13 protein-coding genes are annotated in these 15,158 nt (G+C 68.0%); 5 read left to right on the forward strand and 8 right to left on the reverse strand.

Translation table 11 applies throughout. The features are described from left to right. Nucleotides 1–25 precede the first annotated feature (25 nt). Entirely contained in the window at nucleotides 26–1,000 is a 975-nt protein-coding gene (locus tag BN4332_RS01870) for an alpha/beta hydrolase (RefSeq protein WP_235653996.1), read from the reverse strand. Beyond that, nucleotides 997–2,643 (reverse strand): AMP-binding protein, encoded by a 1,647-nt coding sequence (locus BN4332_RS01875; RefSeq protein ID WP_074132939.1) that lies wholly within the window; start codon nucleotides 2,641–2,643, stop codon nucleotides 997–999. Before BN4332_RS01875 ends, BN4332_RS01870 begins: the two co-directional genes overlap by 4 nt. 146 nt (nucleotides 2,644–2,789) lie before the next feature. Between BN4332_RS01875 and BN4332_RS01880 the strand changes: the two genes are divergently transcribed. Both BN4332_RS01880 and BN4332_RS01885 read left to right on the forward strand, forming a co-directional pair. Continuing rightward, nucleotides 2,790–4,292, forward strand: coding sequence for a wax ester/triacylglycerol synthase family O-acyltransferase (locus BN4332_RS01880; protein ID WP_235653997.1), 1,503 nt, complete (start codon nucleotides 2,790–2,792; stop codon nucleotides 4,290–4,292). After that, complete coding sequence (locus BN4332_RS01885) at nucleotides 4,292–5,389, forward strand: acyl-CoA dehydrogenase family protein (protein ID WP_066896826.1); 1,098 nt, start codon at nucleotides 4,292–4,294, stop codon at nucleotides 5,387–5,389. Before BN4332_RS01880 ends, BN4332_RS01885 begins: the two co-directional genes overlap by 1 nt. Nucleotides 5,390–5,393: 4 nt before the next feature. Here the strand turns inward: BN4332_RS01885 and BN4332_RS01890 are convergent, their stop codons facing one another. Further along, nucleotides 5,394–6,203, reverse strand: coding sequence for an IclR family transcriptional regulator (locus BN4332_RS01890; RefSeq protein ID WP_066896947.1), 810 nt, complete (start codon nucleotides 6,201–6,203; stop codon nucleotides 5,394–5,396). Nucleotides 6,204–6,407: 204 nt separating this feature from the next. Between BN4332_RS01890 and BN4332_RS01895 the strand changes: the two genes are divergently transcribed. Beyond that, the gene (locus BN4332_RS01895) at nucleotides 6,408–7,475 is read left to right on the forward strand and encodes an acyl-CoA dehydrogenase family protein (protein ID WP_066896828.1); all 1,068 of its coding nucleotides are present in this window, start codon (nucleotides 6,408–6,410) and stop codon (nucleotides 7,473–7,475) included. An 80-nt stretch (nucleotides 7,476–7,555) separates the two neighbouring features. On the opposite strand, the gene BN4332_RS01900 is transcribed toward BN4332_RS01895, so the two are convergent. Together BN4332_RS01900 and BN4332_RS01905 are read right to left on the reverse strand one after the other, a co-directional pair. Next, nucleotides 7,556–8,347: an SDR family NAD(P)-dependent oxidoreductase gene (locus BN4332_RS01900; protein ID WP_066896830.1), complete on the reverse strand. Its 792-nt coding sequence runs from the start codon at nucleotides 8,345–8,347 to the stop codon at nucleotides 7,556–7,558. Between the two features lie 34 nt (nucleotides 8,348–8,381). Then, a complete protein-coding gene (locus BN4332_RS01905) occupies nucleotides 8,382–9,158 on the reverse strand; it encodes an SDR family oxidoreductase (RefSeq protein ID WP_066896832.1) in 777 nt (258 codons plus the stop codon). Nucleotides 9,159–9,453: 295 nt separating this feature from the next. Between BN4332_RS01905 and BN4332_RS01910 the strand changes: the two genes are divergently transcribed. Then, the gene (locus BN4332_RS01910; RefSeq protein WP_235653998.1) at nucleotides 9,454–11,100 is read left to right on the forward strand and encodes a flavin-containing monooxygenase; all 1,647 of its coding nucleotides are present in this window, start codon (nucleotides 9,454–9,456) and stop codon (nucleotides 11,098–11,100) included. 54 nt (nucleotides 11,101–11,154) lie between these two features. On the opposite strand, the gene lipP1 is transcribed toward BN4332_RS01910, so the two are convergent. Next, nucleotides 11,155–12,132 carry a LipP1 family hormone-sensitive lipase gene (gene lipP1, locus BN4332_RS01915; protein ID WP_066896836.1) on the reverse strand — a complete coding sequence of 326 codons (978 nt, stop codon included), beginning with the start codon at nucleotides 12,130–12,132 and terminating at the stop codon, nucleotides 11,155–11,157. A gap of 225 nt (nucleotides 12,133–12,357) precedes the next feature. Here lipP1 and BN4332_RS01920 point away from each other — a divergent pair, with 225 nt between their 5' ends. Next, entirely contained in the window at nucleotides 12,358–13,821 is a 1,464-nt protein-coding gene (locus BN4332_RS01920) for a histidine phosphatase family protein (RefSeq protein ID WP_084459143.1), read from the forward strand. A 157-nt stretch (nucleotides 13,822–13,978) separates the two neighbouring features. Here the strand turns inward: BN4332_RS01920 and BN4332_RS01925 are convergent, their stop codons facing one another. Beyond that, nucleotides 13,979–14,587: a PaaI family thioesterase gene (locus tag BN4332_RS01925; protein ID WP_066896951.1), complete on the reverse strand. Its 609-nt coding sequence runs from the start codon at nucleotides 14,585–14,587 to the stop codon at nucleotides 13,979–13,981. Between the two features lie 4 nt (nucleotides 14,588–14,591). Next, the gene (locus tag BN4332_RS01930; protein WP_066896838.1) at nucleotides 14,592–15,068 is read right to left on the reverse strand and encodes a flavin reductase family protein; all 477 of its coding nucleotides are present in this window, start codon (nucleotides 15,066–15,068) and stop codon (nucleotides 14,592–14,594) included. Nucleotides 15,069–15,158 lie beyond the last annotated feature (90 nt).

A 15,158-nucleotide genomic window follows, 5' to 3' on the forward strand; every position in this document is an offset into this window, starting at 1 on the left:
GAAGTTCGGAAAGTGATGTGGTCGATCAGTTCTCGGGGTGCACGGCGGCGCGGACGACGGCGCACACGTCTTCGGTGGCCTCTGCCGCGGCCGGGAGATGGTCGGCGAGGTTGAAGAATCCGTGGAAGCCACGCTCGTAGCGCCGCACGCTGACTTTCGCGCCGCCCGCGGCGAGCATGCGGGCGTATTCCTCGCCCTCCTCGCACAGCGGATCCAGGGCACCGGTCAGCACGTGTCCGTCCGGGAGCCCGGTCATGTCACCGAGAATCGGCGATGCCGACACGGCGGCGCGGTCGCCGTCGCGGCCGAGGTACTGCGCGGTGAACCACTGCATGTGCTCGGCGGTGAGCACTCCGCTCTTGGTGTGCGGGCTGGACAACGACGACTTGCGCCGCTGGTCGACGACGGGATAGATCAGCACCTGGAACGCGATGGCCGGGCCGCCACGGTCGCGGGCCGTCATCGCCACCACGGCGGCGAGGTTGCCGCCTGCGCTGTCGCCCGCGACCACCAGCCGGGCCGGATCGGCGCCGAGTTCAGCGGCGTGGCCGGCCACCCATTCGGTTGCCGCCCAGGCATCTTCGACCGCGGCCGGGTACGGGTGCTCCGGTGCGAGGCGGTAGTCGACCGACACCACGATCGCGCCGATGCCGTTGGCGAGCCTGCGGCAGCAGGAGTCGTGCGAGTCGAGGTCACACAACACGAAGCCACCGCCGTGGAAGTAGACGAGGACAGGTAGGCCGGCGGCAGTGTCGATGCGGGAGTCCACCGCGTCGAGCGGATGGTAGATCCGCACCGGAATGTCGGTGGCGGGACCCGGGATGACACGGTCCTCGACGTTGGCCACCGCAACGGGTTTGGCGGGACGGCGGCTGGCCTTCAACCGGGCGCGCACCTCCGCCGCAGCGGCGATCGGATCGAGGACACCCTCGGCGATCGGGGCGAACGCGTCACCCATCCGGTTGGCGACCTCGCGCTTCATGGTGTCCGAATCGCTCACTTGGCGCCTCCCGTCAGCTCGCCGCGCAGCACCTTGCCGGTGGCGTTGCGGGGAAGTCTGCTGAGGAACTCGACGTCCCGGGGGACCTTGTATCGGGCCAGATTCGCCCGCACGTAGTCCTTGATGTCGTCGGGGGTCGTGGTGGCCCCGTCGACCAGCACCACGTAGGCGTTGAGCCGCTGGCCGAAATCGTCGTCGCTGACCCCGATCACGGCTGCCTCGTCGACATCGGCATGGCCGTTGATGAGGTTCTCCACCTCGAGCGGATAGACGTTCTCGCCGCCGCAGATCACCATGTCGTCGTCGCGGCCGTCCACGTACAGGCGCCCGGTCTCGTCGAAGTGGCCGACGTCGCCGCTGCTCTGCAGTCCGTCGATGGACTCCTTGGTGCGACCGTCGGTGTAGCCGGCGAAGCTCACGTCGCTGCCGGCGAAGATCCGGCCGATCACGCCTGGTTCGGTGATCTCCTTGCCCGCCGAGTCGTACAGGCGAACCGCACATCCGACCGGCGCGCGGCCGGCGGTGCGGGGATCGTGTTGCAGGTCTTCGGGCATCGCGACGGTCATCACCGCGAGTTCGGTCGATCCGTAGAGGTTGTAGAGCACGGGGCCGAATTCGGCGAGAGTGCGCTCGACCAGATCCGGTGACATCGCCGAGCCCGAGACGAAGATGATCTTGAGCGACGATGTGTCGTAGGCATCGCGAACATCCTTGGGCAGGGCCAGGATTCGCTGCAGCATCGTGGGCACCACGACCAGCACGTCGCACCGGTGGTTCTGCACCGCGCGCAGCGTCGCCTCGGGATCGAACTTGCGGCGCAGCACCAGGCGGTTGCCCAGGGCCAGCGACAGCACGGCCTGGCCCAGCCCGGTGCCGTGGAACATTGGCGCGGCCAGCATGCAGGTCTGACCGCGCCGGCGCGGTACCCGGTCGAGCAACTGCGCCGAGAACAGGGGAGAGGTCTTACCGCGCGGGGCCCCCTTGGGCGTGCCGGTGGTGCCGCTGGTCAACAGGGTCATGCCGCCGGGTTTGGCCGGGGCGGCCACCGGCGCGGGGGAGGTGGCGGCGATCAGGCCTTCCAGCGAACCCTCGACATCGGAGGTCGAACGCGCCTGCGTCCAGGCCAGGAACCGGCGCACCCCGGGGTCGATGGCGCTGACCAGATCGGTGAACTCCTCGTCGTAGACCAGGACGTTGACCTTCTCGCGGGCCGCGACGTCGGCGAGCTGCGGCTTGGCGAAACCGGTGTTCATCAACAGCAATTGCGCACCGACCTTGCCCGTCGCAGCCAGGATGGTGACCAGTCCGCGGTGGTCCCGGCAGAGCGCCGCGATGACTGAGCCCGGCCCGATGCCGCGGGCGTTCCAGGCCCGGGTGAGCGCGTTCACCCGTTCGTTGAGCTGGGCGAACGTGACGTCGCCCCATTCGTCGGTGATGGCGATGGCGTTGGGGTCGCGGGTGGCGGCGCTCTCGATGACGGCGGCGAATCCGCCGAATTGGCGGACCAGCTTCGCCTGCCGGATTCCGTCGGCAGCTCCTCCGGACAATCCCGACTCGCGGAGCACAGCGATGCTTCGGGCGATCACCCGAAACCGGTGGACTCTGGCGGCTAGTCGGGCGCGTCGCGGATTGGCTTGCTTCATGGCGCAAACGGTACGACCGGCGCCCGAAGGGATCAGGCCTCAAGTCTCGCTGGGCGAGACAGCTTGTCTCGTGCGACACACGCATGGACAACAGTGATGGCAGCCACAACACGTGCCGTATCGGCGGCCGGACAAGCGAGGTGAGAATGCGGCGTTTGAAAGGTGAGGACAACAGCTTCCTCGCATGGGAAAGCCCGGTGCAACCGCAACACACGATCAAGGCCGTGGTCCTGGATCCCGATCAGGTCTGCGAACCGCTCACCTTCGACCGGCTCAAGACGGCCGTCCAGGGCTGGGTCGATCAGGTCGAACCACTGCAGTGGCAACTGCTCTCGCCGCGCGTGGGATTCGGCCGGCCGTGGTGGATCTCGCGCCCGCAGATCGACATCGACCACCACGTCCAGCGGACCACGGCTCCCGCGCCGGGCGGCGACGAGGAGCTGGCCGCGACCATCGGCGAGATCTTCGAGGTGGGTCTGGACCGCGACCGGCCGGCCTGGCAGCTCTGGTACGTCGAGGGCCTCGCCGGCGGCCGCGTGGCGCTGGTGCTCAAGATCCACCACGCCGTGGCCGACGGCACCGCCTCGCTGCGGCTACTGGAAACGCTGTACAGCACGGACCAGGAGGCACCGCTGCCGCGGCCGCGGCCGACGGCGCTGCTCAACGAACGGCGACCGGCACCGTGGATCTGGTGGCCGCTGGTGCTGCGCCACCAGCTCACCGCGCTGGCCCGTTTCCCGAGCATCGTCGCCCGCACGGTGGCGGTCACCGGCGTGATCCGGCGCCGGCAGAAGGCCGGAAAGCCCGGATACGCCGAGGCTTTCGCCGCCCCCGCCATGGCGTTCAACGAGCCGTTCTCGGCCAGCCGCCGGTTCGCCTACCGGCGTTGCGACGTCACCGAGATCAAGCGGGTGTCCAAGGCGTTCGGGGTCACGATCAACGACGTCTTCCTGAGCATTTGCGCCGGAGCACTGCGCGAATACCTGGCCGAGAAGGGCCAACTCAGCGACGAGAGCATGACCGCGGTGGTGCCCGTGTCGATGCGCCCGGCCGAAACCGAGGCGGAGTGGGGCAACAAGGTGGCCCGGTGGAACGTCGACCTCGCGACGCACATCGCCGATCCGGTGGAGCGATTGGCGGCGATCGCATCGGCGACCCGTACCGCGCGCGAGGTTCAGGCCGAACGGGACGCCTGGCTGCAGCACGACTGGATGGAGTACTGGCCGCTGTTCTGGTTGTACTCGCGGGTGCTTCCGATTCTCGGTGCCAAGTTCAAGCGCCGGCCGATGTTCAGCCTCATCGCCTCGAACATGCGTGGCCCGCAGCGCACGCTGTACTGGGGTGGCGCGCCGATCGAGCAGCTGATCTCGTCGGGCCCGATCGTGTTCCCGATGGGGTTGAACTTCACCGGGTGGAGCTACCGCGACGAGATGGCGATCTGCGTGCTCACCTGCGGCGACCAGGTGCCGGACCCGTACGGTATCGCCGATCGGGTGCCGCAGGCCCTGGCCGAGCTGTCCGCCCGGGCGGACTCAGTAGGCGCCGGGACCCTCGTNTGCCTCGGACTCGGCCATATGACCTCCTGGGAGGAGCGACGGATGGTATTCACGATGGTGACATACCCGACGGGCAGGATAGGGCGGCACTGATGACGCAGAGTGTGCGCGCCGCGGCGCGTGAGGCACTGCCGGCGATCGCCGACGCCGCAGCCGATGTCGACCGCAACGGCGCCGTCGACCCGTCGGTGATCGCGGGCCTGCATGATGCGGGTTTCTTTGCGATGCTGCGGCCCAAGACGTTCGGTGGCGTGGAGGCCGATCCGGCGCAGTACCTGGCGGTCACCCGCGAGCTGTCGGCCGCGTGTACCTCCACGGGCTGGCTGGCCGGCTGGCTGGGCGTCAACACCTGGCACCTGTCGCTGTTCGACGAGCAGGCGCAACACGACGTGTGGGGTGATGATCCGCGGACCCTGCTGTGTGAGTCCTATGCCCCGACCGGCCGGCTCGAGCGGGCCGGTGACGCGTTCCGGTTGTCCGGCCGGTGGAGCCGGTGCACCGGGATCCATCATGCGTCGTGGTTGATGGCGGCCGCAGTCCTCGTCGGCGACGACGGCGCGGCTCAGGACTTCCTGGTGGCCCTGGTGCCGAGCGACGACTACGTCGTGGAATCGAGTTGGAACAGCGTGGGATTGCGCGGTATCGGCGCCCACGACGTCGTCGTGTCGGGCGCGGTGGTACCGCGTTACCGCACGTTCGGCTGGGTAAGCGGTGATCAACTGGGCACGCTGCCCCCGCTGTACCGGTTGCCGCAACCGACGATGTACACCCACACCGGCACGGTGCCGCTGCTCGGCGCGGCGGAGAACATCCGCGCCGCGCTGCAGCCCCGGGTCGGCTCGTCACTCGATCCGGTCGCCATGGCGATCGGCGATCTCGAGCTGTCGGTCCGGCAGATCGAACGCAACCTCGATGAGCTCATGGAGTGTGTGCGCGCCGGGGTGACCCCGGGTAACGACCGCGTGCTGCGATCGCGCCGGGACCAGGTGCTGGCCTCCGAACGTGCGGTCGGGGCGATCCGGACGTTCATGGCGCACTCGGATGGGCGGGATGCCGAGGACGCTGTGGTGGAGCGGGTCTGGCGGGATGTCCAGACCGCGCAGACCCATGTGGCCAGCAATGTGGACCAGGTGCTGGCGCTCGTCGGGCGCTATTCGTTCGGCATGGAGGTCGACGACATCCTCTGGTAGTCCGTCACACCCACGCGTCGGACGTGAGGGTGCGCAGTACGCGTGACAACAGGTTGTCGGTCACCTGCGACGGGGTCGCGGCCGATGTGGCATCGCGCTCGGCGCCGAGTTGCTGCGAGATGTGGCGGGCGGCGCGGATGACGAACGGGGCGGTTCGCTGCAGTCGGTGCAACGGGACGGCGCCGGTCAGCGAAAGGCCCGCCACCTCACCGTCGGCCGAACGCAGCGGGGCCGCGACGCTGGTCAGCCCGATCGTCAATTCCTCGTTGTCGTAGGCCAGCCCGTGCCGGGAACGGATCCGCGCGAGTTCGCGGTGCAGGGTCGGAAGATCGCTGATGGTGGAGCGGGTGCACCGGGTCAGCCGTGGGCCCAGCACGGCGTCCACCTCCTCGGCGGGGAGCTGGGCCAGCATCGTCTTCCCGAGCGCGCTGGCGTGGGCCGGGGACTGGCCTGCGACGCGGGTGGGGACGATGGCGCTGTTGCGGCCGGCCACCTTGTCCAGGTAGATCACATCTCCGCCGAACAGCACCCCGAGCTGGACCACCAGCCCGGTGTCGGCGTGCAGGCGGGACAACGTCGGCGAGGCCACGCCGCGCAACTGCGAGTGGTCGACCATCCTGGTCACCGGCAGCGGCGACGCCGCCAGGGTGTAGCCGTCGCGCCGGTGTTGCAGCAGCCCGGCGCTGTGCAACTGCTTGAGGATCCGATGCGTGGAGGACCGCGGCAGCTCGGTGCGGCTGGCGATCTGGTCCAGCCTCAGGTGCTTGCCCGGCTCGTCGAAGGCGTTGAGGATCAGCGCGACGCGATCGACCATCGACACGGCGGCATCACGTGGCTCGGCATGTGCGGTTACTTTGCTGGCGGAGCTCGACACTGTGCCCCCTCGGACGTCGGACAACTGAGTGATTCACCATCCCACTGAGCGAGATCGTGCCGCAACTCACTCGAGGTCTGCTTGACCATAGATGTCAGCACGCGACGCGGGCGACGAGGGAGTTTTTGGATGCGTGGTGTTGAAATGACCAGAGATGTCCTGGACGGCATCGACGACAATGCCGATCGGATACGGGCGCTGGGGCCGGTCAACGAGGCGCTCGGTCGACTCGACGACCGCACGGTCGAGGCGCTGCGCGAGACCGGGGTGATGCACATGCTGCAGCCCGAGGAGTTCGGCGGTATCGAGACCCATCCCGGCGACTTCGCCGAAGCCGTGCTCGAGATCGCCCGGCTCGACGGATCGACGGGCTGGGTCGCCGGTTCGGTCGGCGTCCCGCCCTGGGCCCTGGCCTCCGCCGACCGGCGGCTGCGCGACGAGGTGTGGGAGGCCGACCCTGACGTCTGGATCGCCTCGGCGCACCCCCCGTCAGGTGTGCTCCTACCCGTCGACGGCGGCTACCGGCTCTCCGGTGAATGGCGCGCCGTCGCGGCCATCGACCACTGCGCGTGGGCCGTCGTCGGCGCGCGGGTGGTGGGCTCCGGCGGCACCGAGGGCCTGGGATATTCGCTTGTGCCGCGGGCAGATCTGCTCGTCATCGAGGAATCCTGGGACGCGATCGGACTGATCGGCACCGGCAGCAAGAGCATCGCCATCGACGACGTGTTCGTCCCCGGGCACCGGTTGCTCAACCACAACAGCATCGTCGACGGGACGCAGGCCGGCCGTGCCGGACTGCGCAACCCGATCTACCACATTCCGCTCAGCACGATCGCCCCGCTGGGCATCACCGCCGCGGTGATCGGCATGGCCGAGGGCGCGCTGGCCCACCACACTCAGACGGCCGACCCCGAGGGGCCGGTCGCCGAGCAGGCGGCCGCTGAGATCCGGGCCTCACGGCTGGCGCTGCTCGACACACTGACGGCTTCGTTCAACCAGGTCCTGGACGGGCCGATCGACGCAGGCATGCGGGCTCGTGCGCGCCGCGACCAGATCGCGGCGGCCCGCCGGGCCGTGCGGGCGATCGACGAGATCGTCGGTAACTCAGGCGTCGACGCGCTGCGTCGGACCAGCCCGGTGCAGCGGCTGTGGCGGGATGCCCATGTCGGCCTGGCGGCCGTGGTCGCCGAATCGAAGGCGGTCTCCCCGTAGCGGGACGGGTGCCCGAGGTTCCCGGACAGACGACTGTGGGCGGCGCCGAGATCAGCGCCGCCCACAGTCGTTCCGCGTGACTAGGCGTGGGTTCCGCCGTCGATACGGATCTCGGTGCCACTGATGAACGCGCCGTCGTCCGAGACCAGCATCGCGATCACCCCGGCGACGGTGGCGGGGTCCGCCATTCCGGACGCGCCGTTGCTCAGGTCGGTCGCCACGATCGGGGCCAACTTGGTGAACAACGACCAGTCGACATCGGCGGGGAGCAGTCCCGGTGTGGCGTCGGTGATCCCGGACTTGATGCTGCCCGGTGCCACGCTGACCGCCCGCAGCCCCTGCTTGCCGTACTCGAGGGCCAGGGCATGGGTCATGGCCTGGATGCCGCCCTTGCTGGCGGCGTAGGCCGCCATGTACGGGTGGGCGAACGCGGCCGAGGTGGAGCTGAAGTTCACGATCACGCTCTGCGGATTCTTCAGCAGCGCGGGCAGCGTCTCGCGGATCACCAGGAAAGTCCCGGTGAGGTTGACGCCGATGATCTGGTTCCACTCCTGCAGACTCATCTCGTGGGTGTGTACGGCGCGGAGCATTCCCGCGGCGTTGACCACCGAATCGAGGCCGCCGAGCGCCGCGACGGCAGTGCGGACGCCCTCGACCACCGATGCCTCGTCGCCGATGTCCATCCGCGCAGCGGTGAATCGATCGGCGGTGCCGGCCTGCTGCGCGGCCTGCCCGGTGGCCTCCAGGCCCTCGGCGGAGATGTCGGCACCGACCACTGCTGCGCCCTCGTCGAGCAGTCTGCGTGCGGTGGCCGCCCCGATACCCGAACCGGCGCCGGTCACCAGGATCCGGCGGCCCTCAAGTCGCTTCACGATATACCTTCCTGCTTGTCGGTTTCGATCATTGTCATTGCCCCATCACGTATTTCACGGTAGGCCCGGCCGTCCAGCCGCCGTCGACGGCGATCTCGGCCCCGGTGACGTAGGTCGAGGCATTCGACAGCAGATAACCGACCGCGCCGGAGATCTCGTCGGCCTCGCCGACGCGGCCCATCGGCGTGTTGGGGTAGTTGCCCTCACCCTGTTGGATGCCGATCTGGGCCGTCATCGGCGTGTAGGTCATCCCGGGATGCACGGAGTTCACCCGGATGCGATCGGGGGCCAGCTCCACCGCGGCGATCTTGCTCAGCCCGCGTACGCCCCACTTCGACGCGCCGTAGCCGGCGGTCAGCGCCAGGCCCATGAGGCCGGCGGCCGAGGAGATGTTAACGATCGAGCCGCCGCCCGCGGCGCGCATCGGCGCGATGACCGCCTGCACGCCGTTGAAGACACCGACCAGGTTCACCTCGAGCACGGTGCGGAAGTGGTCCAGCGGCTCGTGTTCGATGAACTGGCCGGTGGAGATGCCTGCGTTGTTCACCAGACCGGTGAGGCTGCCGAACTCGGTCTGGGTCAGCTCGACCGCGGCCTGCCACTGTGCCGGATCGGTCACGTCGAGATGGACGAATCGGGCGTGGTCGCCCAGCTCGGTCGCCAGCTCGGCCCCATCCTCGTCCAGGACGTCACCGATGACGACCTTGCCACCACGCGTCACGATGTGCCGCGCGAAGGATGCGCCCAGGCCCCGGGCGCCGCCGGTCACGATCGCCACCACATCTGACAATGAGTTCGAATCTGCCTGCATTGCAACAACTTCCTTTCAAGGTGACTCCTGGCTGAAGCACTGCCGGCGGTGGCCGCAGCGCCGCCGGTGCGAGCACGCAACCACGCTCCGTCTGGGTCACGCTTATCAGTCTCACCCCATGGGAGTGGCTGCGGCAGTGCCTCGGGGATGCCGCTCGACCAGCGACGTCACGTCATATCTCACCGTTTTGCCGGGGCGGTCGTGGCCCGCGTACCGGTGAGTGGGACAACCGGTGTCCGCCGTAGATGCTCGTTCGTAACGTGACAAGCCGAACATGAAGCGAAAGGCAACGATAGTGACAGCGCAGCCAGCTCCGTCGGGCACCGCCGAAAAAACCTCAGCCGCGGTGGATGTCGTCGTGGTGGGAGCCGGTTTCGCCGGACTGTACGCATTGCACCGCCTTCGCAAGCAGGGCCTGTCGGTGCGCGTCTTCGAGGCGGCCGACGGCGTGGGCGGGGTCTGGTACTGGAACCGCTACCCGGGCGCCCGCTGCGACGTCGAGAGCGTCGACTACTCCTACTCGTTCGACGAGGACTTGCAGCAGGAGTGGAACTGGACCGAGAAGTACGCCACCCAGCCGGAGATCCTGGCCTACCTCAACCATGTGGCGGACCGATTCGATCTCCATCGCGACATCTCGTTCGAGACCCGGGTGACCGACATGGTGCTCGACGAGAAGACCCTGCGCTGGGAGGTGCGCACCGACCGTGGCGATGTGGTGTCCGCTCGGTTCTGCATCCTGGCCGTCGGGCCGCTGTCCAACGCGAACATCCCGGCGATCGAGGGGCTCGATTCCTTCGCCGGAGAGGTCTACCACACCGCGCACTGGCCGCACGAGGGCGTCGACTTCACCGGTAAGCGCGTCGGGGTGATCGGCACCGGATCCTCTGGCATCCAGGCGATTCCGTACATCGCCAAGGAAGCCGCCCAGCTCTACGTCTTCCAGCGCACACCGAACTACAGCGTGCCTGCCGGCAACGTGCCGCTCGACGACGAGACCCGGGCGGCGCAGAAGGCCGGCTACGCCGAGCGGCGCCGGCTCTCGATGCTCAGCGGGGGTGGATCCCCACATCAGCCGCATCCCAAATCGGCCCTCGAGGTCTCGCCGGAGGAACTGCGGCAGACCTACGAGCGGCGCTGGGAACTGGGCGGGGTGCTGTTTTCCAAGGCCTTCCCGGATCAGCTGCTCACCATCGAGGCCAACGACACCGCCAGGTTGTTCTGGGAGGAGAAGGTGCGGGCGGTGATCGACGATCCCGCCGTGGCCGAGGTGCTGATCCCGAAGGACCATCCGATCGGCGCCAAGCGAATCTGCACCGACGACAACTACTTCCAGACCTTCAACCGGGACAACGTGTCGTTGGTCAACTTGCGGGCGACGCCGATCGAGCGGATCGACCCGACCGGAATCGACACCACCGAAGCGCATTACGACGTCGACGCATTGGTGCTGGCCACCGGGTTCGACGCGATGACCGGATCGGTCCAGAAGCTCAACGTGGTGGGCCGGGACGGCCGCACCCTCAACGAGGCATGGGCCGAGGGGCCCATCACCTACCTCGGACTCGGCGTGCCGGGCTTCCCCAATCTGTTCAACATCGCGGGCCCGGGTGCCCCTTCGGTGCTGGCGAACATGGTCCTGCATTCGGAGTTGCACCTGAACTGGGTGGCCGACGCGATCGAATACCTCGACGCCCAGGGCGCTCCGGCGATCGAGGCACGGGCCGACGCCGCGGCCGAGTGGGTGCAGGAATGCACTCGCCGCGCGGCCGGGACCCTGATGCCGCAAGCGAATTCGTGGTACCTCGGGGCGAACATCCCGGGCAAACCGCGGGTGTTCATGCCGTTCGTCGGTGGCTTCGGTGTGTACGGCGAGATCATCGCCGATGTCGCCGCAGCCGGATACAAGGGCTTCGACATCCACCAGGATCTGACCGCGTAGCGGTCCCTGCGGGGGCCGGCTGCTTCGGGCGCCGGCCTCCGAGACAGGGATCGGTCAGCCGTCGGAGGCCAGCATCGCGCGGATGTCGTCACACACCTGCCGCGTGGCCGCACCGGCCAGTTTCAGCACCGGCATGGTCATGAACCCGTGGATCGCACCCTGGTAACAGCGGTGCGCCACCGGAACCGCTTCGGCAGCAAGCGCTTCGGCATATGCGTCGCCCTCGGATCGAAGCGGGTCGAATCCTGCGGTCACCACCACCGCCGGTGGCAGCCCGGCCAGCGCGGCGTGGCGCGGCGCGGCGTGCGGATGGCTGCGGTCGGTGGCATCGGGGATGTACTGATCCCAGTACCAGGCCATGGCGGCGCGGGTGTTGTAGTACCCCGTCGCGAACTCGCGGTACGACTGGGTGTCGAAATCGGCTGCGATCACCGGATACAACAGCACCTGGCCGGCGATCGCCGGTCCTGAGCGGTCGCGGGCGAGCAGCGCCGTCACCGTCGCGAGGTTGCCGCCGGCGCTGTCACCCGCCACGACGATCCGGGACGCATCACCGCCGAGGCCGGCGGCCGACGCCGCGGCCCAGCACAGCGCGGTGTAGGTGTCCTCGGCCGCGGCGGGCCAGCGCGATTCGGGTGCGAGCCGGTAGTCGACCGAGATCACCACCGCGCCAACGCCGTTGCTCAATGACCGGCACAGGTCGTCGTGCGTGTTCAGATCGCAGAACACGAATCCGCCGCCGTGCGCGAACACCACGATCGGCTGTTCTCGCCCGGCAACCGCGCCGCCCGAAGGCGATGCCGGCCAGTAGATCCGCACCGGTACGTCGCCGGGAATCACCCGGTTCTCGACCGCCCCGATCGGTTGTGGCTGCTGCGGTGGCCGGTATCGCGCCCGCACGGCGGCCCTCGCCTCAGCCCCGGTCATCGTCTCGACGGCGGGGAACCCGGTGTTCAGTGCCGGCAACAGCGCGGCGATCTCGGGGTCGAGGTGCCAATCGTTTCGTTCTGGCCCGGCAGGATCGGCGGTCATTTCTCGATACTCCACCCCCGCCATACCACGCTGCGCAATTTTGTACCGCTGAGCGAGACTGCTCCAGCCGGATCCGATTCCAGTGCGCACGATCACATGACGCGATGCGGTGAGGCCCCCGACACATCGGGGCGCTATCGGGCGAGAGTCGCCGGAATGAACTCCACAGCAACGGAATCCGAGCCCTCAGAAGGAGTGCTCGACCACCTGATAGATGGAGAGGAAATGGAACGAAGTAGCGAGTTCGACGACGGAGGCGTACCCGGCGTGCGTCGCCGTCGGCGAACGACATGGAAGGGCCTCGGCGTCGTGCTGACTGCCATGGGCTTTTTCGTGATGTCGGTGCTGCCCGCCTGGGCCGCCGAGAACATGAGGGTCACCTGGGTGCGGCATGGTCAGTCGGCCGGAAATACCTCGGGAGTGATCGACACGTCGACGCCGGGTCCGGTGCTCACCGATCTGGGGCAGCAGCAATCCCGGGACGTGGTCGACAGGCTGGGCGACAACAACTACGACGCCATCTACGCGTCGCAGATGATCCGTACCCAGCAGACCGCGATGCCGATGTCGGCATACCTCGGGCTTCCGGTCCAGGTGCTGCCCGGGCTGCAGGAGATCGAGGCGGGTGACTACGAGGGCACACCGGAGAGTGGCGCACTCGGTGGCTACCTCAAGGCCCCGATCGCCTGGGCGTTCGCCGGCCAGCTCGATCAGCGGATCCCGGGGTCCGTCAACGGGCATGAGTTCGATGCCCGTGTGGACGGTGCACTCAAGACCATGTACGACAAGGGCGACCGCAACGTCATCGTGTTCTCGCATGGCGGCACCATCATGTTCTGGACGATGATGAACGCGGAGAACCTCAGCACGGCGCAGAAGATCGAACTACTGAGCCACCATGCGCTGGGCAACACCGATTACGTTGTGGTCGAGGGCAACCCGGAAGACGGCTGGGTGCTGGTGGACTGGAACGGCCAGCGTTTCAGCCCGGAGCCGTCCTTCGAACATGAGGTCGGGCTGCAGATCCGCACCCTCAGCCGACAGCTCGAGGCCGCGATGAAGCAGGTCACCGACGCGTTCGCCACCGGTGACGTGTCCACGATCGCCACGGCGATCAACCGCGGCGTGGCCGACGCCTCGTTCTCGTTCGCCAAGTTCAACCGCGCGATCGGGGCGGAGGTGATCGAGCGCGCCGCCTTGGCCATCGATCAGCTCCGCGATCCGGAGTCCGATCCGGCCGAGGAGGTCAAGGAGCAGGTGTCGAACACGTTCGAGCGCATCGTGCCGGACAGCAAGCCGGCCACGGAGATGCTCAAGCCGCTCGGCACCGTGGTGGACGACTCGAAGGAAGCGCTGGATTCGGCAGAGCTCGACCGGACCCGTGTGACCGAGAAGGTCACTGCCACGGTTCGTGGCAACGGTGCCACCGACCTGACCGGCGGCAATCTGGTCAAGCCCAGCAAGGCCTTCGCCGAGGCCAAGAACGCAGGCGAGCGGGTTCGTCAAACCGTCGCGGACGCCACCGATCAGCTCCGGTCGACGGTGAAGTCCTCGGTCAGCGGTATCACCGAGGCCGCCAAGAAGGTGTCCGAGAGCGTGGGCGCCCCGAGCGCTTCGCGTGAGGCCGCCGATTCCGATAAGCCGTCGGCCAAGGTTTCGGCCAAGGCGTCGTCCGATTCGGACAGCTGATGAACCCTGTCGGGCCGACACCGGTCCGGTCTCGTCCGTAGGAGATCGGCCCTTCCGTCAGGGAAGTGGCCCCGAGAGACGGCTCCCACCTGGGGAGCTGTGCTGACAGGCCTGAGCCCGGCTTCCCCGGGCTCAGGCCCTCTCGCGTGTCCGGTGGTCACGCATCCCGAGGAGATGCACGTGGATGAAAGAAGACACCTTCTGCGCGCACCGTGATCCCGTCCGCGGTCGCGAGGTGGCCCACGGCGAAGGTCTTCACGCCATCTATCCGGTCGATGTGCGCTTCGGCCCGTACCGGTCCCAGCCGGGTTCCGGCTTCGTAGCGAAGCGTCAGCGTCCCGGTCACCGCCGGCCGGCCCGGTTTGTGTGCGGTAGCCCCGAGAACGTGGTCGAGAAGAAGGGCGCAGATTCCGCCGTGTACGTGACCGGCGGGTCCTTCGTAGGCCGCCCCGAGCGTCACGTCGGCCCAGACGCGCCCGTCGGGTTCATGGTGGATCAGCAGCGGGGGAGCCAGTGCGTTGCGTAGTCCGATCACCGCGTTGCCCCACACACGGGATTGCCCATCTTCGGCTGGTTGGACACCGAAGGAGCCGGGCATCAACGAGTGGCTGAGTTCGTCGGCAGCCGCGTCGATCTTGGCCTTGGCGGACGTGAGGGTGGCGAGGTCGGCTCGACTCCGGATAGTGGCATCGACAAGTCGGCGAACGGAATCGGTGAGGGAGGCGTAAAGCGCCTCTGGGATATCGGTTTCGCTGTCCACGGGCACGGCGTCACCCCGGGATCGGATCGAGCCGCCGGTGGGCAAAGCCACCGTAATCGCCGCGGTAGAACAGCAATGGCTTGCCGCTGTGGGCCGTCAATCCGGTCACGTGGACGACGGCGATGGTGTGGTCGCCCGCAGCGTGCTCGAATTCCAGGTCGGCCTCGATGGTGGCCAGTGTCCCGTGCAATCGCGGGGCTCCGTTCGCCGCCGGACTCCAGGAGATTCCGGCGAACTTGTCCCCGCCGCTACGGGCGAACTGTGCACAAACCGTTTCCTGGTCGTCGGCCAGGATGTTGATGCACATCCGGCCGGCGGCCCGTATCAACGGCCAGGTCGACGAGCCGCGGGACGGACAGAACGACACGTAGGGCGGATCCAGCGACACCGAGGTGACCGACTGACAGGTGAAGCCCACCGGCCGTTGTCCGTCGTGACCGGTGATGACGGCTATTCCGGTGCAGAAGTGCCCGAGCACTGCGCGCATGTCTTTTGGTCCTGGTCGCGGATGCGTCGTGGTGTGAGCGGTCGCGGCGTGCTCCAGGCCCATCGGTCTCCATCCCTCGTGTGGTCGTCC

Origin of the sequence: Mycolicibacterium houstonense (assembly GCF_900078665.2) — a bacterium.
GTDB classification, from domain to species: Bacteria; Actinomycetota; Actinomycetes; order Mycobacteriales; family Mycobacteriaceae; genus Mycobacterium; species Mycobacterium houstonense.